This window comes from Homoserinimonas sp. A520 (assembly GCF_054489245.1).
Genome location: NZ_JBTMWX010000008.1, coordinates 118,813 through 137,018, shown reverse-complemented (window position 1 = coordinate 137,018; position 18,206 = coordinate 118,813). Strand labels below are relative to the sequence as shown.

The following is an 18,206-nucleotide window of genomic DNA, read 5'->3' as shown; positions in this document are numbered from 1 at the left end:
AATCTGTGGAGAACAAATCCACCGACAACTGGGGAGGAGAAGAGCCGGCGAGGGCTGGCCCGGGCGGACTTGCTTACAGTGCTGCGAAATTCGCGTGCTAATCGGACAACGGCCCGTCAGTTTTTCTGCAGCTCCTCGGCGAGCATCACGATGATGCCGCTGGGGCCGCGGACGTAGGTGAGCTTGTAAACGTCCCGATAGGTCGCCACTCCGCGAAGCGGGTAGCATCCGTGCCTCGCGGCTATCTCAAGGGCTGTGTCGATGTCGTCGACCGAGAAGGCGACGCGGTGCATGCCAATCTCGTTGGGACGAGTGGGCTCCGACTCGATCGCCTCGGGGTGGATGTACTCGAAGAGCTCAATACGGCCATGACCGTCTGGCGTCTGGAGCATCGCAATGTTTGCGCGGTTGCCGTCAAGGCCGACCGCCGTGTCGGTCCATTCGCCACTGACCGTGTCGCGGCCGACGACAGTCAGACCGAGGTCGGTGAAAAAGGAGATCGTTGCGTCCAGGTCGCGAACGGCGATGCCGACGTTCTCGAGCTTGATTGTCATACCCTGCATGCTACGAGCCCAGCCGGCTACATGCACCGCCCCCGGGCAGCTGAAAGCACACGCGCTAAGCCGGGCGGGAGTACTCGTCTTTTCGGATGACCCTGATCGGGCTGGTCATCGGAGGACGTTCGCGCAGGCGCTCAAGTGCTGGCAACAACTCGGCAAGCCACGCCTGGTAGCCCTCGGCGTTCAGGTGCAACTGGTCGTCCGAGTATTGCGGGTTGATGCTGCCATCTTCCAGGGCCAGCGCCGGCCACAGGTCGAGGTACTGGGCGCGCACGGTCGCGCTGAACTGGCGCAGGTGGATGTTGGCGTCCTTGATGCTGCGGGCGAACTCGCGTCCGCGCGGCAGGATCGAGTGCACCAGCACACGTGACTCAGGCAGCGCGCGACGCAACTCGATGAGCATCGACTCGATGTTGCGCACCAGGTGCTCAACCGTTTGCCTGGTGCCCAGGTCGTTGGTGCCGATCAGGAGCAGCACCTCATCCGGCCGGGTCTCGATAACGGAATCGAGCCTCGCCAGGGCGTCATCAGTGGTATCTCCGCTGACACCGAAGTTGTGAACCGTGTTGCCACCGATCCAGTCGGCCCAGTCGCCCTCGCGAACCAGAGAATCGCCCACAAAGGCAATTGTGTGCGCTTCTGCGGAGTCTGTCGTTGCCATGTCGGCACCTCCCGGATCGCACTGTCGTCGCTCCATCATGTGCGGTGTGGCTGGGAAACGCCAGTGTACCCAGGTCGAACGTTACGTTCCCGGTGCCGTTGCGGCCAGCCAGGAGTCGAGGGCGCTCGGCTGGTCGGTGATGATCCCGTCAACGCCGAGGGCGAGCGCTGACCGCCAGCTCTGCTTCTGGTTGAGCGTGTACAACAGGATGCCGAATCCGTCCTGATGGATGCGGTCGACCACCGTGGCATCTGCCTCCACCGACGGCGGCGAGGTCACCACGCCGATGGCACCGAACTCCCGGATGAGCGCGACAGGGTCCGCGGGCAGGTCGCGGATGATGATCATGCGCAGCAGGTCGGGAACCACCTCCTGCAGCCTGGTCAGCGTGTCGGTGTTGAAGCTGGCCACCACAACCCGGCGCGCCAGGCCGTGGGACTCGACGAGGGCGCTGACCGCGATCAGGGCCTCTTCGGTCCAGTCTCCCTTGAGCTCGAGCATCGCCTTCTTGTTCGACTCGGCCAGTAACCCGAGGAACGATTCCAGGGTCGGAATCTGCAGGCCGGCGAACACCTTCGCAAACCAGGACCCGGCATCCAGCTGCTGCAGTTCCGCCAGAGTCAACTCGGACACCCGCCCGCTCCCGTTGGTGGTGCGGTCAACCGTGGCGTCGTGGATCAGCACCGGCACGCCATCGGAGCTCAGGCGGATGTCGGTCTCCACGTAGACCATGGTGCCGTCCAGCGCGCTCTGGAGCGCTGGGATGGTGTTCTCCGGCGCGGCGGATCGGTCGCCGCGATGCCCTGCGATCAGCGCGGAGTCGCCCGGCTCACGCAGCGTCCCGAACATGCTGGTCGCATGGCTCTTGTTGGCGGACGGCCCGAGAACGAGCACAAGCACGAAGGAGAGCGTGAGCGCCGAGGCCACTATCAGCCTGAGCATCGGGCCGGTCATCGGGGTACCGGACACCGGGTGGAACGCTGTCGCCATTGACATCGATCTTCCGTGGGTCGCTAGGGCCCGCGGATGCGGGTGAAGCCACTCTAGTGGAAGCCGTTACCTTTTCGTTACCTAACTCCTTGCCCCCGAAAGAGGGTCAGCGACTCAGCGAGCGTGGCTGAACCGGAACCATCCTGAAACGGCGATGATGAGGGCGCCGACAAGGCCGGCTCCGAGCGACAGCTTGGTGGCGATGGATCCGGATGCTGCTGCCGCCGAGTCGCCCTGGGCACGTTCGGCGTGGCGCTCGGCCCGCTTTTCTGCACGCTTGTCGTCAGCAGCGGATGCTTCGCCATCAGTTTCCGACAGGAACGCCGAGACCTCTGCCGGCGCCTTTGCACTTCGCTGTGGCACGGCCGCCGCGTCGGATGCCTCCGGAGCGGCGGGAGCCGGCTGGGCGGCGTCAGCGGCGGGCACCGGTGCGGGGGCGGGGGCAGCTGCCTGTGGTGGTGGCGCCGCCGCCGGCGCCGGAGCCGGGACGCTCGCACCGTACTTGGCGAACACCTGAACGGACCACGTCGTTCCCCCGGACGAGATATGGGCGATGCCGATGTCGGTGAAATCGCCCATGATGTTGGCGCGGTGACCCGCCGAGTTCATCCACCCCTGGTGCACTGCCGAGCCGCTGGGGTAACCCTGGGCCACGTTCTCAGCGGCCTTGCTCCACCCTCCCGGAATCTGGCTGGAGTAACTGGGGTTGTGGCTCATCGTCCCGTTTGCCGCCATCTGGTTGGCCCAATTGGCTGCTACCTGGCTGAGAGACGCGTTGAGGGTGAGCGGGCCGAGCCCGCCCGCCGCGCGGCTCTGGTTCGCCAGTGAGTGAACGGTTCCCTCATCGAAAGCCGCGGCCGCCGTCGGCGTGCCGAGTGCGCCGAACAGCCCCAGCGCGAGAGCGCCGACCAGCACCAGCAGTCCACGCAGGCTCCGACGGGCGACGGCAGGTTCGTGGGCAGGGGCAGCGGCAAGGCGTTCAGGCATCGGAACAGAGTAGCCACCGACCCTGAGACCGGTTCTCAGGATTTGCTTAGCGCTCGTTGCCCTGCTTGTAGTTACCGGTCGCCTTCGCCAGCAGCAATTGCTCACCGGCCTCATCGGCCTTGGCGAGCGACTTCAGGAGGGCGGCCGCCCGCTTTCCTCCGAGGGTCACCACCACCCGCCCGCCTCGCGAGATCATCAGCTCCCCGGCCTTGGTCTCGCGATAGTCGAACGGGTCAGACTCCAGCCGGCCGCGGGCATCCGTCTCACCTCGTTTGCGGGCCATCTGCTCAGATCAGCGCCTTAGTGTGCCAGACAGTCTTCGTCTCGGTGAAGAAGGTCACCCGCTGCACGGAAGGCGCAGGAACGCCGGGCTCCGGCGGCAACACCCGCTTGAGCGTGTCGGCCGCGGCAATCTGAAGGTCGACCCAGTCCGTGTCCCCCGCGCCCGCCAGGTCGATCGCGTTCACGTCAGCGTGGCCGGCCAGCCAGGGGGCAAGCTCCGCCGCCGAGCCGGTGAGCACGTTGACCACCCCGCCCGGAACGTCGCTCGTCGCCATGACCTCACTGAGGCTGATGGCGCTGAGCGGCGACTTCTCGCTGGCGACGACGACCACCGTGTTCCCGCTGACCAGGGCGGGCGCGACGACGCTGACGAATCCGAGCAGCGACGACTCCTGGGGGGCGATGATCGCGACCACACCGGTCGGCTCGGGCGTTGAGATGTTGAAGTACGGGCCGCTGACCGGGTTGCCGTTGCCGGCCACCTGCACGTACTTGTCGGCCCAGCCGGCGTACCAGACCCACACGTCGATGGCGGCGTCGACCTGCTGGCCGGCATCATCCGCTGAAACGCCCTCAGACTGCATGATCTCGTCGACGAATTGGGCACGGCGCCCTTCGAGCAGTTCCGCGATGCGGTAGAGCACCTGCCCGCGGTTGTAGCCGGTCGTTCCAGACCAGCCGGCGACCGCCGACCGTGCAGCACGCACCGCATCCCGGGCATCCTTGCGCGACGCCTTCGCGACGTTCGCGAGGAAGGTTCCGGATGCCGACACCAGGTCGTACACGCGGCCGGACTCACTGCGCGGGAACTTGCCACCGATGTAGAGCTTGTACGTCTTGGGGACGGCGAGGCGGGTCATTTCTTGGCTCCCTTTGCCGGCTTCTTGGAGGGTTTCTTGGTTTCGATACGCTCGCTGCGCTCGCTACTCAACCCACGGGTTTCTGAGAGCGTGGCGGATTGAAGGTAGGCGGCCAAGCCGTGGCGTCCGCCCTCGCGGCCGTAGCCGGACTCCTTGTACCCGCCGAACGGGCTGGCCGGGTCGAACCGGTTGAAGGTGTTCGCCCAGACAACGCCCGCGCGCAACTGGTCGGCGACGGCGAGGATCTTGCTCCCCTTGTCGCTCCAGATCCCGGCGGAAAGCCCGTAGGGCGTGTTGTTCGCCTTGGCGATCGCCTCGGCCGGGGTGCGGAAGGTCAGCACAGAAAGCACCGGACCGAAAACCTCTTCCCGGGCGATGCGGTGGCTGGTCGACACGTTGGTGAAGATGGTCGGCGCGAACCAGAAACCCTTGTCTGGGATCACGCAGTCGGCCGTCCAGCGGTCAGCCCCCTCCTGCTCGCCGACATTGCTGAGCTCGCGGATGCGCTCCAGCTGCTCCTTCGAGTTGATGGCCCCGATGTCGGTGTTCTTGTCGAGCGGGTCGCCCAAGCGCAGGGTGGACAGCCGCTGCTTCAGCCGGTCGATGACCTCGTCGTGCACGTTCTCCTGCACGAGGAGGCGCGAACCGGCACAGCAGACGTGACCCTGGTTGAAGAAGATCCCGTTGACGATCCCCTCGATGGCCTGGTCCATCGGCGCATCGTCGAAGACGATGTTGGCCGCCTTGCCGCCGAGCTCCAGGGTGATCTTCTTGCCGGTTCCCGCGGTCGACTTGGCGATGGCCCGTCCAACCGCGGTCGAGCCGGTGAAGGCGACCTTGTTGACGTCGGGGTGGTTGACCAGCGCAGCTCCCGTGTCGCCGGCGCCCGTGATGATGTTGACGACGCCATCCGGAAGGCCGGCCTGCTGCAGGATCTCGGCGAAGATCAGCGCGCTGAGCGGGGTGGTCTCGGCGGGCTTGAGCACCACGGTGTTCCCGGCGGCGAGCGCCGGAGCGATCTTCCAGGCCAGCATCAGCAGCGGGAAGTTCCACGGGATGACCTGCGCCGCCACCCCGAGTGCCCGGGGGTTTGCACCAAGGCCGGCGTAGTCGAGCTTGTCAGCCCAGCCGGCGTAGTAGAAGAACCAGGCCGCGACCAGGGGCACGTCGACGTCCCTGCTCTCCTTGATCGGCTTGCCATTGTCCAGGCTCTCGGCGACGGCAAGTTCGCGGGCGCGCTCCTGCACCAGGCGGGCGATCCGGAACAGGTACTTTCCGCGGTCCGCTCCGCTGAGGCGGGACCACACTGTGTCATAGGCGCGGCGGGCCGTGGCGACCGCGAGGTCGACGTCTGCGGAGTTCGCGTTCGCGACCTCGGCGATCAGCGATTCGTCCGCCGGCGAGATCGTCTGGAACGGTGTGCCGTTGCCGTCGACGAACTCCCCGCCGATGAAGAGCCCGTAGCTCTTCTTCAGGTTCAGGATCGCCTTCGACTCTGGGGCCGGGGCGTATTCGAGGAAACTCATGGGGTGCTCCTTAGGGCGCTTCGACCCTTCGACAAGCTCAGGGGAACCAAGCATAAAATGATTGTTAGTCGATGGTGACGTAGTCGGGGCCGGAGTAGCGGCCGGTGGTCAGTTTCTGGCGCTGCAGCAGCACGTCGTTGAGGAGACTGGAGGCCCCGAACCGGAAGAGGTGCGGCTGCAGCCACTCCTCGCCCACCGTCTCGGCGACCGTCACCAGGTACTTGATGGCGTCCTTGGAGGTGCGGATGCCGCCGGCCGGCTTCACGCCGATCTTCTCGCCAGTGAGGCGGTGCCAATCGTTCACGACCTGCAGCATGAGGAGGGTGACCGGAAGGGTTGCGGCAGGTGACACTTTTCCGGTTGAGGTCTTGATGAAATCGCCTCCGGCGAGGATCGACAGCCAGGACGCGCGGCGCACGTTGTCGTAGGTGTTCAGCTCACCCGTCTCCAGGATCACCTTGAGGTGGGCGAAGCTGCCATCGGCGCGACGGCAGGCATCTTTGACGGCAACGATCTGGTCGAAGACGAGTCCATAGCGCCCGGACAGGAACGCACCCCGGTCGATGACCATGTCGATCTCGTCCGCACCGTTCGCGACAGCATCCCTGGTGTCGGCGAGTTTCACCGACAGGGAGGCGCGACCGCTGGGGAATGCCGTGGCGACCGCGGCGATGTTGATGCCGCCCCCTGGCTGGTCGAGGCCCTTCAGCGTTCCGAGCGCTTCGGCCGCAACCGGGACCATGTCGCCGTACACGCACACTGCTGCGGGCCGCGGGCAACTCGGGTCACTGGCATCCGGTGTGATCGCCTTGGCGACCAGTGAGCGCACCTTGCCCGGCGTATCCGCACCCTCGAGCGTTGTGAGGTCGATCAGCGAGATGATCTTGTCGAGCGCCCAGGCCTTCGAGGTCGTCTTGATCGAGCGCGTGCCGAGTCCGGCGGCGCGGGCCTCCAGCCCGACCGCGTCGACTCCGGTGAGTCCGTCCAGGTGCAGCTTGAGACTCTTCTCGGTGAGGTCGGAGCCGATCAACTGGATCGCTCGCTCGGCCGGGGCGAGGGCGATGGCCTGTTCTACAGTCATTTCGTGCCTTCCACTGGTGACCGCGTCTCAAGTAATGAGTGGGCGGTCGCTTCGTCTGTCACGATCACGGTGCACAGTCCGGTCGAAACGACAGCCCTGGCCACGGGGTGTTTCGCCTCCCCTGCCACTACGAAGATCGCGGTCTGTGCTGCTCGCAGCTGGTCGTGTCCCAAGCCAACGGTACGCTCATTGAGCTCGGCGTCAACGGTGTCTCCAGCGGCGTCGATGAACCGCCCGACAACGTCGCCGACGGCTCCCTGGTTGCGGAGTTCGGCGACCTCGTCGGCGGTCAGGTAGCCGCTGTCGACGAGCACCGAATCCTCGGTCGCGACGCCGGCGCTGTACAGGTAGGCGGATGCCGTGGCGGCCATGCTGAGCACGCCGGCAACCGTGCGGTCGGCTTCGATCGCACGCTTCGTCTCCAGGCGCTCGAGGATGGCGGGGCTTGGCAGGATGACCGCCTGGCCGGCGGCCTTGTTCGCAATGGTCATCGCCGTGTCGGCCGCGGTGCCGGCCTGCCGGTTGACGCTGACCCCACCGTTGATCTGCACGACGGTGACGCCCTGCGACCACCCGCGGGGAAGCCTCTCGGCCAGCTCCCCAAGAGTGCGTCCCCACGAGACGCCGAGGGTGCGCGGCACCGGACGCAGTGCGGTGAGGTAGTCGGCGGCGGCCCGCGCGACATTCGCGTTCAGGTCTTCGGCGTCCGGGGCGGGGATGACCACAGCATCCTTCAGCCCGAACCGGGCGCAGAGCTCACGCTCCAGGCCGAGCCTGCGGGCGCTGGGGTGAACGATGTCGATGCGGACGATGCCGGACTGCCTGGCCTGGGTGAGCAGGCGCCCGACCTTCCAGCGGGTGATTCCGAGGAGGGCGCCGATCTCATCCTGAGTCTTGTTGTCGTCGTAGTAGAGCTCGGCAGCTCGCACCATGAGCAATTCGTTGTCGTCGGACATGCGTCTCCCCTCCGCCATCCCATGCTCGCATCCGCGGAAGACAAGTGCAACATCCGTTGGCATCGGTGCTCAGATGAGCAGATGCTCAGCTCAAGCCGAGGTACGCCTCGATCACCCGCTCGTCATTCAGCAAGTCGCCGGCAACCCCCGAGTGCGTGATCTCCCCCGACTCGAGCACGTAGCCGACATCCGCTGCGGCGAGCGCCCTGCGCGCGTTCTGCTCGACCAGGACGACCGTCGTTCCGCCTTCGCGGATCTCAGCGATCACGGAGAACACCTCGTCGACGATCTTCGGCGCGAGCCCCATCGACGGTTCATCCAGCAGCAGCACTTCCGGCTCGGCGATCAGCGCCCTGGCAATAGCGAGCATCTGCTGCTCCCCACCGGACAGCGCGCCAGCCTGCAGTTTCCGGCGCTCGTGGAGCACCGGAAACCTCTCGTACACCTTGTCGATGTTCGCGCCGAGCGTGCCAGAGCGGTGCCAGCCGCCGAGACTCAGGTTCTCGGCAACCGTCAGGGTGCCGAGGATCTCCCGTCCCTCAGGCACCTGCACCAGCCCGGCCTTCACCAGGCGGTGGGCCGGCCACTTGGTCACGTCCTCGCCCTTGTAGCGGATGGTGCCGCGTCGCGGCCGCAGCAGGCCGGATACCGCGCCCAGAATGGAGGTCTTTCCTGCGCCATTGGCTCCGACGAGTGCGACGAGCGACCCGGGTGCGACCGCGAAGGTCACGTCGCGAACCGCTTCCACCCTTCCGTAGCTGACGTGCAGCGACTCGACGCTGAGAATCGGTTCAGTCATCGGCCGGCCTCCGGGTTGGCGTCGTGCCCTTCGATGGCGGCCTCGGCAAGACCCTCGACGAGTTCGGCGGAGCTGTCGTCGCCGGTGGCCGCCGAGCCGAGGTAGGCCTCCAGCACCGCCGGGTCGCGGGCGATCTCGGCCGGCTTGCCCTCGGCGATCACCTCACCGAAGTTGAGCACCATGATCCGGTCGCAGGTGGAGAGCATCATGCGCACGTTGTGCTCGATCACGAGCACTGTGACCCCATCGGCGGCGAGGGAGCGAATCAGCGCCGACAGCCGATCGGCCTCCACATGGTTCATTCCGGCGGCAGGCTCATCGAGCACCAGCAACGAAGGGTGCGAGGCGAGCGCTCGCGCAATCTCCAGCCTGCGCTGGTCGCCGTAGGAGAGGTCTCCGGCAGGGGTTGCCGCCTTCTCCCCGAGGCCGACCCTGATCAATTGGGCTGATGCCATCGCCACCGCCCGACGTTCGGCCCGCCGCGCAGACGGGAGGAAGAACATCCGCCTCAGCAGCGTGTCTTCGGTGATCCGGAATCCGCCGACCAGCACATTCTCCAACGCCGACAGCCGGTTGAACAGCTTGATCTGCTGGAAGGTGCGCGCCACTCCCCTGTTCGCCAGCTTGTGGGCCCTGGTCCGAACCGTGAGGGGGGTCCCAAGGACGCGCCCGCTTCCGGTGGTCGCCGGCGTCAGCCCGGTGACCATGTTGACCAGGGTGGTCTTGCCTGCGCCATTCGGTCCGATCAGGCCGAGCACCTCCCCGGCCGCTATCGTCAGGTCGATCTGGCGAACCGCGTGCACACCGCCATACGACTTCCCGAGTCCCTGGAGGTTCACCAGTTCCGTGCCAGGTGCCGGCAGGGCGGGCAGCTCAGGCAACTCGGCCGGGTCGTCGATCAGCCGAGCGGATTTTCGCCGCGGGATGAGGCCGGAGAGGCCGCCCGGAAGGAACAGGATGACGACCAGCAGCAGCACCCCGGCGATCGTGGGGCGAATCCAGCCGGCATCGATTCCGAGTGTGCGCTGGAGTTCCGGGAGCACCGAGAGGAATACCGAGCCGAGGATCGGCCCGAGGAACATGGTCATCCCACCGACGACGGCCGTCACCAGGCCGTCGACAGCCGCGACGAAGGAGAACTCGTTGGGGTCGGCGAACCGGGAGAAGTAGGCCAGCATCACGCCGTAGAGGCCGGAGATGGCTCCGGCGATGACGAAGGATGTCATGCGATACCGCGCGACATCGATTCCCATCGTGCTGGCGGCGAGTTCGTCCTCACGAATCGCGTCCAGGGCCCGGCCCGTTCTCGAGCCCGCGAACCGCCAGAACCAGAATGCGACGACGACCAGTGCACCAATGGCGATCCACGGCCCGACCAGTTTCGGAAAGCTCAGGCCCTGTGCGCCGTTGGTCCAGGTCTGGTTGATCAGGAAGATCCGGACCATCTCGGCGAAGGCCAGCGTGGCGATCGCGAGGAAGACACCACGCAGCCGGATGACCGGCAGGCCGAGGATGAATGCTGCGATCATCCCCACGAGCATCCCGAACACGATGGCGACCACCAACGGTGGGATGACGCCGAACAGCGGGTCCTCCGGAACCACGAGCGATGAGGTGAAGGCCGCGAGGGATGCGAGGCCGAGTTGCGCCAGGCTCAGCTGGCCTGCCAGCAGCACGGCATAGAAGCTGTAGGCGAGGATCGCCGTCAGTGCGACCAGGGTGATCAGTGCCGAGTATTCGCCCATGCTCAGACCTCCCTCGCCTTTTTTGCGCCGAACAGGCCTTGCGGGCGAAGGATGAGGATGAGGAAGAGCAGGCCGAACGCCACCATGTCCCGCCACGAGCTTCCCACGGTGTTCACCGCATATACCTCGGCGAGACCGAGCAGGAGTCCCCCGACCAGCGCGCCGGGAAGGGACCCCATGCCGCCGACGATGATCACGGCGAGGGCCTTCAGCTCGACGGCATGGCCGACACCCAGGCTGGCGGCGTTCACATTGAGGGCGAACAGCACGCCGGCGACCGCTCCGAGCGCAGACGAGATGGCGAAGGTGGTGCTGCTGATCCGCCCGACGTTGAGCCCGAGAACCGCTGCGGCATGCGGGTTCTCGGCGATGGTGCGCATTCCGCGTCCCAGTTTCGTGCGGGCGACCAGCCAGGTCAGCACCACCATCAGCCCGATGCTGATGACCAGGATGATCAGCTGGAGCAGCGAAATCGTGGCTCCCAGGAATTCGATGCGGGTGGTGGGGAACGCATCCGGTGGGAACCGCCTGGTGTCCGGTCCGTAGAACGCCAGCAGCACCGAGAGGATGATCGCGCCGAATGCGATCGACGAGATCAGGCCCGCGAAGTGGGCGTCGTGTCGACCGCCGAGCGGTCGGAAGGCAATGCGCTCGATCAGGATGCCGAGCACCGCCCCGAGGATCAGCACCAGCGGGATTGCCAGCCAGATGGAGATGCCGAATCGGCTGACCACCTCGATGCCGACCAGGGCTCCAGCGGAGAACACGGCGGCGTGCGCGAGGTTCAGCCGGTCCAGGATGCCGAACACCAGCGTGAACCCGATCGCGAACAGCGCGTAGATCGAACCGAGGAAGATCCCGTCCATGAAGATTTGCACAGTAAGTCCTTGACTCGGGGTCGTGCGNAACACGGCGGCGTGCGCGAGGTTCAGCCGGTCCAGGATGCCGAACACCAGCGTGAACCCGATCGCGAACAGCGCGTAGATCGAACCGAGGAAGATCCCGTCCATGAAGATTTGCACAGTAAGTCCTTGACTCGGGGTCGTGCGCCGCCTTTCGGCGGCGCACGAGATCAGTTGGCAGTCTGCTGCGGCCGTTATTACTTCAGAATGGCGAACTTCCCGTCTTCGACGACCTGGACGAGAGCCTCGTGGACCGCGTCGCGGTTCTCGTTCAGGCTCACATCTCCCAGGACGGTGGGTACGTCGGTCACATCGCCGAAGTTCTCCTTGATGTCCTCGCGCTCGCCAGAGCATCCGGCTCGAACCGCGTAATCGATGATCTGCATTCCTGCATACGCCTGAGCCGAGAACTGATCGGGAGCTGCGTCATAGGCTGCGGTGTAGTCCTCGATGAACGCGATGTTCTGGTCGTTGTCCGAAGCCGAGTTCCAGGCGGCACCGACGATGACGCCTTCGGCGGCGTCACCTGCGCCGGAGATCAACGCAGGTGAGTTGAACCCGTTGCCTCCGATGATCGGCAAGTCGATACCGATGTCGCGAGCCTGGGTCACCAGCGGAACGGCTGCATCGATCAGCGCCGAAACGACGATCGCGTCAGCGTCCGAGCTCTTGACCTTGTCCAGGAGTGCGCGGAAGTCGGTGTCCGCCTTGGAGAACGTGATCGTCTCGGCGACCTCGACGCCTTCCTCATCGAGCGCCGCGGCGAACGCCTGGTAGCCGGATTCGGTGAAGGCATCGTCATTGCTGTACATGACAACCACCTTCTCAATGCCGAGACTCGACACGGCGGCCTTCACCGTCTGCGGGATGACGGCGTCCTCGGTGAGCGAGTCGCGGAAGATGTAATCACCGATCTCGGTGATCCCCGCTGCCGTGTTGGAGACACCGAGTACCGGAGTCTGGGCATCCTGCGCGACGGGGTCGGTCTGCTTCGCCGTGTTGGACAGCGTCGGTCCGATGATGATGCTCGCACCGTCGTTGATGAAGCCTTCGAACACCTGGATGGCCTGCTTGGGGTCGGTCTCGTCGTCCTCGACGGTGAGCGCGTAGGTGACGCCGCCGACTTCGTTCAGGTTCTCGACCGCGAGTTCCAGCGCGTTCTTCTGACTGGCACCGTATTGTGCTGCCGGGCCGGTGAGGCTGAAGGCGGCCGCGACGGGGATCTCGGCGGAAATCGTGCAATCCGCACCGGAGCCCGTACCGGTCAGCCCTTCGCCGTCCGGGGAATCGCCGCCGCCAGGTGAGGCGCAGGCCGCGAGCGTGAGGAGCAATGCCGATCCGCACGCGGTGGCAACAAGCAGTTTTCTGTTCATGTGATTCTCTCCCTGGGCTGGTGCGTGATCATTCGAATGTACTCCGGCCAGCCCCGCCCGCGCGCCCACGCCGTGAGGTATTTGCCGTCGGACGCAACTACGCTTGCCTCATGTCCGTTGCCCTCGCCGTCGATCTGGGCGGCACGAAAGTCGAAGCGGCACTGGTCGACAGCGACGGAAAACTGCTGCCGGCAAGCCGCTTTCGCGCGGCGACCGGCCCGGCCGCGACGTCTGAAGAATTGGTGGCCGCCGTCACCGGCGCGGTCACGCGAGCCCTGGAATCGCTGCCGATCGGCGCTTCGCTGGCCGGCGTGGGCATCGGAGCCGCGGGGCCGGTCGTCGAGGACGCCGGCCTGGTCTCCCCGCTGAACCTTCCCGCCTGGCGCAATTATCCGCTGCGGCAGCTCGTGACATCCGTCGTGCCGGGTGTTCCGGCAACGCTGCGCCTGGATGGCCTGTGCATCACGCTGGCAGAGCATTGGGTCGGTGTGGCGCGCGGCTACAACAACGTCATGGGAATGGTGGTGTCGACCGGCATCGGTGGCGGGCTGATCCTGCACGGCAACACGGTTTCCGGCCCCACCGGGAACGCCGGCCACATCGGTCATGTGGAGGTCGCCGGCTTCGACGACCCGTGCGCCTGCGGTGGTACAGGCTGCCTGGAGGCGATCGCATCAGGACCCCGGACCGTCGCCTGGGCGGGGGCGCAGGGCTGGACGGGCACCACTGGCGAAGAGCTCTCGGCCGGCTACCACTCCGGCGACCCGATCGCCAGGCGAGCGGTCGAGCGCTCCGGAATGGCCATCGGCCAGGCGATCGCATCCGCAACCTCCCTGGTGGACCTCGAACTCGTTGCGATCGGCGGCGGGTTCTCACAGGTGACGCCGGACCTGTTCGACTACATTCGCGCCGGCATCGCCCGGCGTCGGTTCGCGTTCGTCACCAAAGTGCTGGTGGTGCCGTCAGCGCTGTCCGCGGATGGGCCCCTCATCGGAGCTGCCGCCCTTGTGCACCGGGCTGACATCATCGCCTGAGCCGATCATGAGACTCGGGAGCGAAGCGAGTCGTCGGTCGTCGCGCTAGGCGTGGCTCTCCTGGTTGTGGAGGAGTGCACGCAGAAGCTCTTCCAGCTGCTCACGCTGCGCACCTGTCAAAGCGCCGAGCAGGCGCTCTTCATTGGCGACATGGTCTTGCAGGGCGGCATCGATAATTTCTTTCCCGCTCGGTGTGAGCGCAACGCGAATGGCGCGACGGCTGTGCGGGTCCGTCTCTCGGGTGACGAACCCCTTGGCGACGAGCCGGTCAAGCCTGTTCGTGATCGCGCCCGAGGTCACCATGGAGCTGATCGTGAGCTCACCCGCGGTAAGACCGTGCCCTTCGATGTCAACGCGTCGCAGCGTCGCGAGGATGTCGAACTCTCCTGGTTGCAGACCGTGTTGAGAGAACACCGTTTGTAGCTCGCGTTCGAAGAGAAGCGTGAGACGGGAGAGCCGGCCGAGCACACCCATCGGGCTGACATCCACGTCTGGCCGCGCCTTCGCCCACTGACCGATGATGCGGTCAACACTGTCTTCCATGGAACCTCTCAACCTTGAACTGTTTGACGCTCGCCAGCATATCACCTACATTCTTTAATGTTGAATAGTTTGATGTTAAGGAGTTGCAATGAGCAGGCTGCGAACAATATTGCTGACGGCGATCGTGCCAGCAGTGTGGGGAACGACGTACATCGTGACGACGGAATTGCTACCACCAGGGCATCCACTGTTCGCGTCGCTGGTGCGAGCGCTGCCCGCGGGACTGATCGCAATCGCACTGACCCGCGTGCTGCCTACAGGCGCGTGGTGGTGGAAGGCCGCCGTGCTCGGCGTACTGAACATCGGAGCATTCTTCCCGATGCTCTTCGTCGCCGCGTACCACCTGCCCGGTGGTGTTGCCGCGACCCTGGGAGCGGCGCAACCACTTGTCGTCGCCATCCTCGTCGTCGTCATCCTGCACGAGCGGTTATCCGCATGGCGGTTGGTCTGGGGTGGCGTTGGGGTCATCGGTGTCGCCCTGGTGGTGCTGCGTTCGACCGCGACGCTCGATTCGGTTGGCATCAGCGCCGGACTGCTGAGCGCAGTATCGATGGCGTTTGGTGTCACGCTTACCAAGAGATGGGGTCGACCCGCCGGGATCCCGGCGATGGGTTTCGCCGGATGGCAGCTCACCGCCGGCGGCCTGTTCCTTCTGCCCATCACGCTGATCGTCGAGGGCACTCCCACGAACATCGACGCCACAGCCCTGGCCGGCTATGCCTGGCTCGGGCTCATCGGCGGGCTCGTCGCCTACACCCTCTGGTTCAGCGGCATCGGCCGCCTCCCGGTTGCATCGGTCGCCGTGCTCGGGCTGCTGTCACCGCTGGTAGCTGCAGCGTTGGGCGCGCTCCTGCTCGGCCAGAACCTCGGCGCCGTGCAATTGCTCGGCTTCGCGCTGGCATTGACCGCGATTGCCGCCGGCCAGATCACCCCGAGTCTGAAACAGGGAAAGACCACCGATCTCAGCATGGCCATCGATTCTGACGCGACTGAGCCGGCGATGGCCGCCACAATGACACGGAGCGCATCATGAGGATCGCTGTTATCGGGGCAACCGGAATGGCTGGCTCTCGCATTGCTGCCGAAGCAGCCCGTCGAGGACACAGCGTCACAGGAATTTCTCGTTCAGTCAACGACGCACGAACTCCGCCGAGTCTGACCTCATTTCCTGCCGATGCGACCAACTCGGACGCCATGCACCGCATCGCGGCCGGGCACGACGCCATCGTGCTGGCTACCCGGCCGGCGCCCGAGGCAGACGACGATGTCAGGCTTCCCGTGACCACTGTTCTCGACGCAGCCCTGCACTTCGGGCGTCGGGTCATCGTGATTGGCGGTGCTGGCCCGCTTAGGAGCCCCGACCGCCCAGATCGACTGGTGATAGACGATCAGCGCTTCGTCCCCAGCCAGTGGCGCAGCATTGCGCAGGCCAGCGTCGACCAGTTTGCCGCCTGTGTGGGACATCAGGCGAACTGGACCTATCTGAGTCCTCCCGCACACTTCGCACCTGGCACGCGCACAGGAACCTACCGAAGCGGAGGAAACCGACTCCTCGTCGGTGCGGACGGCGCCTCGCGGATATCCGCCGAAGACCTGGCCGTCGCGACCGTGGACGAACTCGAGGGTCCCCGACGGGCTCAGCGGCATTTCACCGTGGCGTACTAGGCCTGATGCGTTCCGGGGCCGGCATGGATCAGGGCCGGATCGGCTTCTGCGCGATCCTGGCCAGTTCGTCCTCGATGAACTTCGGCCGCCGCAGCGCGATCGCCGGGCCGATGCAGGCAGCGGTGACGACCAGCACCATCAGCATGGGCAGCGTCCATCCTCCGCTGAAGTCGTGCAGTACACCGACCAGCAGCGGGATGGCTGCGGCGATTGCATAGCCGAAACCCTGAACGAACCCACTGAGCGCCACCGAGCCCTGATGAGTGCGGGAGCGGAGATTGATCAGGACCAGCGAGACCGGGAAGATCAGGTTTCCGGTGCCGACGAACACTGCCCACAGGATCGGTGCGGCCGCCGGGGCCAGCAACAGCCCCAGGTATCCCAGGATGAAGAACAGCAGCCCGAAGAGCACCATCCAGCTGACGTTCCTCATTCTCGCGGCGAGAATCGGCACGATCAGCGCCGTCGGAACGCCCACCAGGGTGAAGATCGCCAGGATGCCACCCGCTTCGAACGCGTTGACTCCGGCGGTATCCACCAGAAGTTCGGGGAACCAGGCCGCAGCCGTATAGAAGTGGACGGAGGAGATCGCGAAGACAACAGCCAGCATCCAGGCCATCCTGGAATGCCAGATACGGCCGAGGACCGACGTGTCGACTGCCGCCAACTCTGGTGCGACATCTGCATTCGCCGCAATCCGGCGATGCTGCGCCAGGACCACAACCCAGGGAAGGAAGCTCAGCAGGGCCAGCACCGACCACATGCCGATGGATACCTGCCAGCCCACGGCATCCGCCACCGGCACTGCCAGGGCTGCCGGGAGTGCGGCGCTGATCGCCAGCAGCAGGGCGTACAGGCCGGTGAGGAGCCCGATCCGGTCGGGGAAGTAGCGCTTGACCAGCGGAGGAAGCAACACGTTGCCGATACCGGCCGCGCCGAGAGAGACGATGGTTCCGATGAAGAACACCGGGTAGGAGCCCGAGAAGGCCCGGATCAGGTGGCCGATGACCATCGCGACGATGGACAGGGCAACCAGCTGCTCCAGTCCGATCTTCTTCGCCGCCGCCGCACCGAAGAATGCGGACAGGGAGAACGCCACCGCGGGCACCGCTGCGATCAGGCCGATGCGGACGCCGTCCAGCGGGATATCCGCCTGGATGTGCCCGATGATCGGCGAGAACGCGACCGCAGCAGTGCGGAGGTTGATGGCCAGCAGCATCACGCCGATGAAGGCCATCGCTCGACCCGCCCACAGTGGGAGTGTGGGCGTTTCAGGCATTGTCCCAGCCTAGCTGCGTGACGACGTTCAGTTGATGCCGAGCGCGGCCCTGGTTTGCCGCACGTCATTGCCAAGCTGTTCGATCAAGCCGTCGACGGAGTCGAACTTCACCATGCCGCGCAGGTGATCGGCGAACGCCACCTCCACAGTCTTGCCGTAGAGGTCGAAATCCTCATCGAGAACGTAGGCCTCCACCTGCCTGGCAGGGACACCCTCGAAAGTCGGATTGTTGCCGACGGAGATCGCGGCGGCGTAAGTCTGCGAGTCGACCGTCAACCAGCCTGCGTAGACACCGTCGGCGGGGATCATGCCCTCCGGCCCCGGCTTGAGGTTCGCGGTGGGGAACCCGAGCTCCCTCCCCCTCTTCTCTCCCGGAACAACGACGGATCGAATGGTGGGTGCGTAACCCAGAATCTCACCAGCCTCGCGAACTTTGCCTGCGGCGAGCGCTTCACGCACCCAGCTCGAGGATGCCCGGCGACCCGGCACGGTCACCACGTCGTCAACCAAACGCACCTCGAAATCGTTGTCGGCCCCGGATGCCATCAGCGTCTCCAGGTTTCCGCTGCCTCGCACGCCGTATCGGAAGTCGCTTCCCACCAGCACGAGTCGCGTGTTCAACGCCTCGACCAGTACCTTCGAGACGAAGTCTTCCGGCGAGCTCTGGCTGAACGCACGGTCGAACGGGATCACCAGTGTTGCTTCCACCCCTGCTTCCTCCAGCTTCTCCAGCTTCTGCTGCGGGCTGAGGAGGCTTTCCGGGCAACGCTCCGGATCGAGCACGGCGAGCGGATGCCGGTCGAAGGTGATCGCGGTGGCCGTCAGGTTCTGCTCGCGCGCGAGCATCCGCAATTCGTCGATGACGGCCCGGTGGCCGGTGTGGACGCCGTCGAACTTCCCGATGGTGACGGCGCTCGGCCCGAAACCGGCCGGGACCTCGGCCACTGACGTGAACACCTGCAT

Annotated in this window: 19 protein-coding genes; 3 read left to right on the top strand and 16 right to left on the bottom strand. The window is 65.6% G+C overall.

The window, feature by feature from the left end; genetic code table 11:
- Nucleotides 1-116: 116 nt before the first annotated feature.
- The 13 genes from ACX3PH_RS15570 to ACX3PH_RS15510 form a co-directional block, all read right to left on the bottom strand.
- Nucleotides 117-554, bottom strand: a complete 438-nt coding sequence (locus ACX3PH_RS15570) for a VOC family protein (RefSeq protein ID WP_459093608.1) — start codon at nt 552-554, stop codon at nt 117-119.
- 64 nt (nt 555-618) lie between these two features.
- Nucleotides 619-1,221, bottom strand: a complete 603-nt coding sequence (locus ACX3PH_RS15565; RefSeq protein WP_459093607.1) for a GDSL-type esterase/lipase family protein — start codon at nt 1,219-1,221, stop codon at nt 619-621.
- An 81-nt stretch (nt 1,222-1,302) separates the two neighbouring features.
- Nucleotides 1,303-2,217: a glycerophosphodiester phosphodiesterase gene (locus ACX3PH_RS15560; protein ID WP_459093606.1), complete on the bottom strand. Its 915-nt coding sequence runs from the start codon at nt 2,215-2,217 to the stop codon at nt 1,303-1,305.
- 108 nt (nt 2,218-2,325) lie between these two features.
- Entirely contained in the window at nt 2,326-3,198 is an 873-nt protein-coding gene (locus ACX3PH_RS15555; RefSeq protein WP_459093605.1) for a CAP domain-containing protein, read from the bottom strand.
- 46 nt (nt 3,199-3,244) lie between these two features.
- Nucleotides 3,245-3,481: a hypothetical protein gene (locus tag ACX3PH_RS15550; RefSeq protein ID WP_459093604.1), complete on the bottom strand. Its 237-nt coding sequence runs from the start codon at nt 3,479-3,481 to the stop codon at nt 3,245-3,247.
- Between the two features lie 4 nt (nt 3,482-3,485).
- A complete protein-coding gene (locus tag ACX3PH_RS15545; RefSeq protein WP_459093603.1) occupies nt 3,486-4,340 on the bottom strand; it encodes an aldehyde dehydrogenase family protein in 855 nt (284 codons plus the stop codon).
- Nucleotides 4,337-5,866, bottom strand: coding sequence for an aldehyde dehydrogenase family protein (locus ACX3PH_RS15540; RefSeq protein WP_459093602.1), 1,530 nt, complete (start codon nt 5,864-5,866; stop codon nt 4,337-4,339). Before ACX3PH_RS15540 ends, ACX3PH_RS15545 begins: the two co-directional genes overlap by 4 nt.
- A 64-nt stretch (nt 5,867-5,930) precedes the next feature.
- Nucleotides 5,931-6,947: a deoxyribose-phosphate aldolase gene (gene deoC / locus ACX3PH_RS15535; RefSeq protein WP_459093601.1), complete on the bottom strand. Its 1,017-nt coding sequence runs from the start codon at nt 6,945-6,947 to the stop codon at nt 5,931-5,933.
- Nucleotides 6,944-7,903: a sugar-binding transcriptional regulator gene (locus ACX3PH_RS15530; RefSeq protein ID WP_459093600.1), complete on the bottom strand. Its 960-nt coding sequence runs from the start codon at nt 7,901-7,903 to the stop codon at nt 6,944-6,946. The genes deoC and ACX3PH_RS15530 overlap by 4 nt, the downstream gene beginning before the upstream one ends.
- A gap of 85 nt (nt 7,904-7,988) precedes the next feature.
- Nucleotides 7,989-8,702, bottom strand: coding sequence for an ABC transporter ATP-binding protein (locus ACX3PH_RS15525; protein WP_459093599.1), 714 nt, complete (start codon nt 8,700-8,702; stop codon nt 7,989-7,991).
- A complete protein-coding gene (locus ACX3PH_RS15520; RefSeq protein ID WP_459093598.1) occupies nt 8,699-10,447 on the bottom strand; it encodes a branched-chain amino acid ABC transporter ATP-binding protein/permease in 1,749 nt (582 codons plus the stop codon). Before ACX3PH_RS15520 ends, ACX3PH_RS15525 begins: the two co-directional genes overlap by 4 nt.
- 2 nt (nt 10,448-10,449) lie before the next feature.
- The gene (locus ACX3PH_RS15515; RefSeq protein WP_459093614.1) at nt 10,450-11,313 is read right to left on the bottom strand and encodes a branched-chain amino acid ABC transporter permease; all 864 of its coding nucleotides are present in this window, start codon (nt 11,311-11,313) and stop codon (nt 10,450-10,452) included.
- 233 nt (nt 11,314-11,546) lie between these two features.
- Nucleotides 11,547-12,722, bottom strand: coding sequence for an ABC transporter substrate-binding protein (locus ACX3PH_RS15510; RefSeq protein WP_459093597.1), 1,176 nt, complete (start codon nt 12,720-12,722; stop codon nt 11,547-11,549).
- Between the two features lie 110 nt (nt 12,723-12,832).
- On the opposite strand from ACX3PH_RS15510, the gene ACX3PH_RS15505 reads away from it, so the two are divergent.
- Nucleotides 12,833-13,756: an ROK family protein gene (locus ACX3PH_RS15505; protein ID WP_459093596.1), complete on the top strand. Its 924-nt coding sequence runs from the start codon at nt 12,833-12,835 to the stop codon at nt 13,754-13,756.
- Between the two features lie 45 nt (nt 13,757-13,801).
- Here ACX3PH_RS15505 and ACX3PH_RS15500 read toward each other — a convergent pair whose 3' ends face one another.
- Nucleotides 13,802-14,299 (bottom strand): MarR family winged helix-turn-helix transcriptional regulator, encoded by a 498-nt coding sequence (locus tag ACX3PH_RS15500; RefSeq protein ID WP_459093595.1) that lies wholly within the window; start codon nt 14,297-14,299, stop codon nt 13,802-13,804.
- An 88-nt stretch (nt 14,300-14,387) separates the two neighbouring features.
- Here ACX3PH_RS15500 and ACX3PH_RS15495 point away from each other — a divergent pair, with 88 nt between their 5' ends.
- Entirely contained in the window at nt 14,388-15,332 is a 945-nt protein-coding gene (locus ACX3PH_RS15495; protein ID WP_459093594.1) for an EamA family transporter, read from the top strand.
- Entirely contained in the window at nt 15,329-15,964 is a 636-nt protein-coding gene (locus ACX3PH_RS15490) for an NAD(P)-dependent oxidoreductase (protein WP_459093593.1), read from the top strand. The genes ACX3PH_RS15495 and ACX3PH_RS15490 overlap by 4 nt, the downstream gene beginning before the upstream one ends.
- A gap of 28 nt (nt 15,965-15,992) precedes the next feature.
- Here the strand turns inward: ACX3PH_RS15490 and ACX3PH_RS15485 are convergent, their stop codons facing one another.
- Nucleotides 15,993-17,243, bottom strand: coding sequence for an MFS transporter (locus ACX3PH_RS15485; RefSeq protein ID WP_459093592.1), 1,251 nt, complete (start codon nt 17,241-17,243; stop codon nt 15,993-15,995).
- Nucleotides 17,244-17,270: 27 nt separating this feature from the next.
- Nucleotides 17,271-18,206: a bifunctional riboflavin kinase/FAD synthetase gene (locus tag ACX3PH_RS15480; RefSeq protein ID WP_459093613.1), complete on the bottom strand. Its 936-nt coding sequence runs from the start codon at nt 18,204-18,206 to the stop codon at nt 17,271-17,273.

Bases quoted from the DNA above. Each gene is read 5' to 3' on its own strand.
- ACX3PH_RS15570 (WP_459093608.1), bottom strand. From the start codon at position 554: ATGACAATCAAGCTCGAGAACGTCGGCATCGCCGTTCGCGACCTGGAC.
- ACX3PH_RS15565 (WP_459093607.1), bottom strand. From the start codon at position 1,221: ATGGCAACGACAGACTCCGCAGAAGCGCACACAATTGCCTTTGTGGGC.
- ACX3PH_RS15560 (WP_459093606.1), bottom strand. From the start codon at position 2,217: ATGTCAATGGCGACAGCGTTCCACCCGGTGTCCGGTACCCCGATGACC.
- ACX3PH_RS15555 (WP_459093605.1), bottom strand. From the start codon at position 3,198: ATGCCTGAACGCCTTGCCGCTGCCCCTGCCCACGAACCTGCCGTCGCC.
- ACX3PH_RS15550 (WP_459093604.1), bottom strand. From the start codon at position 3,481: ATGGCCCGCAAACGAGGTGAGACGGATGCCCGCGGCCGGCTGGAGTCT.
- ACX3PH_RS15545 (WP_459093603.1), bottom strand. From the start codon at position 4,340: ATGACCCGCCTCGCCGTCCCCAAGACGTACAAGCTCTACATCGGTGGC.
- ACX3PH_RS15540 (WP_459093602.1), bottom strand. From the start codon at position 5,866: ATGAGTTTCCTCGAATACGCCCCGGCCCCAGAGTCGAAGGCGATCCTG.
- deoC (WP_459093601.1), bottom strand. From the start codon at position 6,947: ATGACTGTAGAACAGGCCATCGCCCTCGCCCCGGCCGAGCGAGCGATC.
- ACX3PH_RS15530 (WP_459093600.1), bottom strand. From the start codon at position 7,903: ATGTCCGACGACAACGAATTGCTCATGGTGCGAGCTGCCGAGCTCTAC.
- ACX3PH_RS15525 (WP_459093599.1), bottom strand. From the start codon at position 8,702: ATGACTGAACCGATTCTCAGCGTCGAGTCGCTGCACGTCAGCTACGGA.
- ACX3PH_RS15520 (WP_459093598.1), bottom strand. From the start codon at position 10,447: ATGGGCGAATACTCGGCACTGATCACCCTGGTCGCACTGACGGCGATC.
- ACX3PH_RS15515 (WP_459093614.1), bottom strand. From the start codon at position 11,313: ATGGACGGGATCTTCCTCGGTTCGATCTACGCGCTGTTCGCGATCGGG.
- ACX3PH_RS15510 (WP_459093597.1), bottom strand. From the start codon at position 12,722: ATGAACAGAAAACTGCTTGTTGCCACCGCGTGCGGATCGGCATTGCTC.
- ACX3PH_RS15505 (WP_459093596.1), top strand. From the start codon at position 12,833: ATGTCCGTTGCCCTCGCCGTCGATCTGGGCGGCACGAAAGTCGAAGCG.
- ACX3PH_RS15500 (WP_459093595.1), bottom strand. From the start codon at position 14,299: ATGGAAGACAGTGTTGACCGCATCATCGGTCAGTGGGCGAAGGCGCGG.
- ACX3PH_RS15495 (WP_459093594.1), top strand. From the start codon at position 14,388: ATGAGCAGGCTGCGAACAATATTGCTGACGGCGATCGTGCCAGCAGTG.
- ACX3PH_RS15490 (WP_459093593.1), top strand. From the start codon at position 15,329: ATGAGGATCGCTGTTATCGGGGCAACCGGAATGGCTGGCTCTCGCATT.
- ACX3PH_RS15485 (WP_459093592.1), bottom strand. From the start codon at position 17,243: ATGCCTGAAACGCCCACACTCCCACTGTGGGCGGGTCGAGCGATGGCC.
- ACX3PH_RS15480 (WP_459093613.1), bottom strand. From the start codon at position 18,206: ATGCAGGTGTTCACGTCAGTGGCCGAGGTCCCGGCCGGTTTCGGGCCG.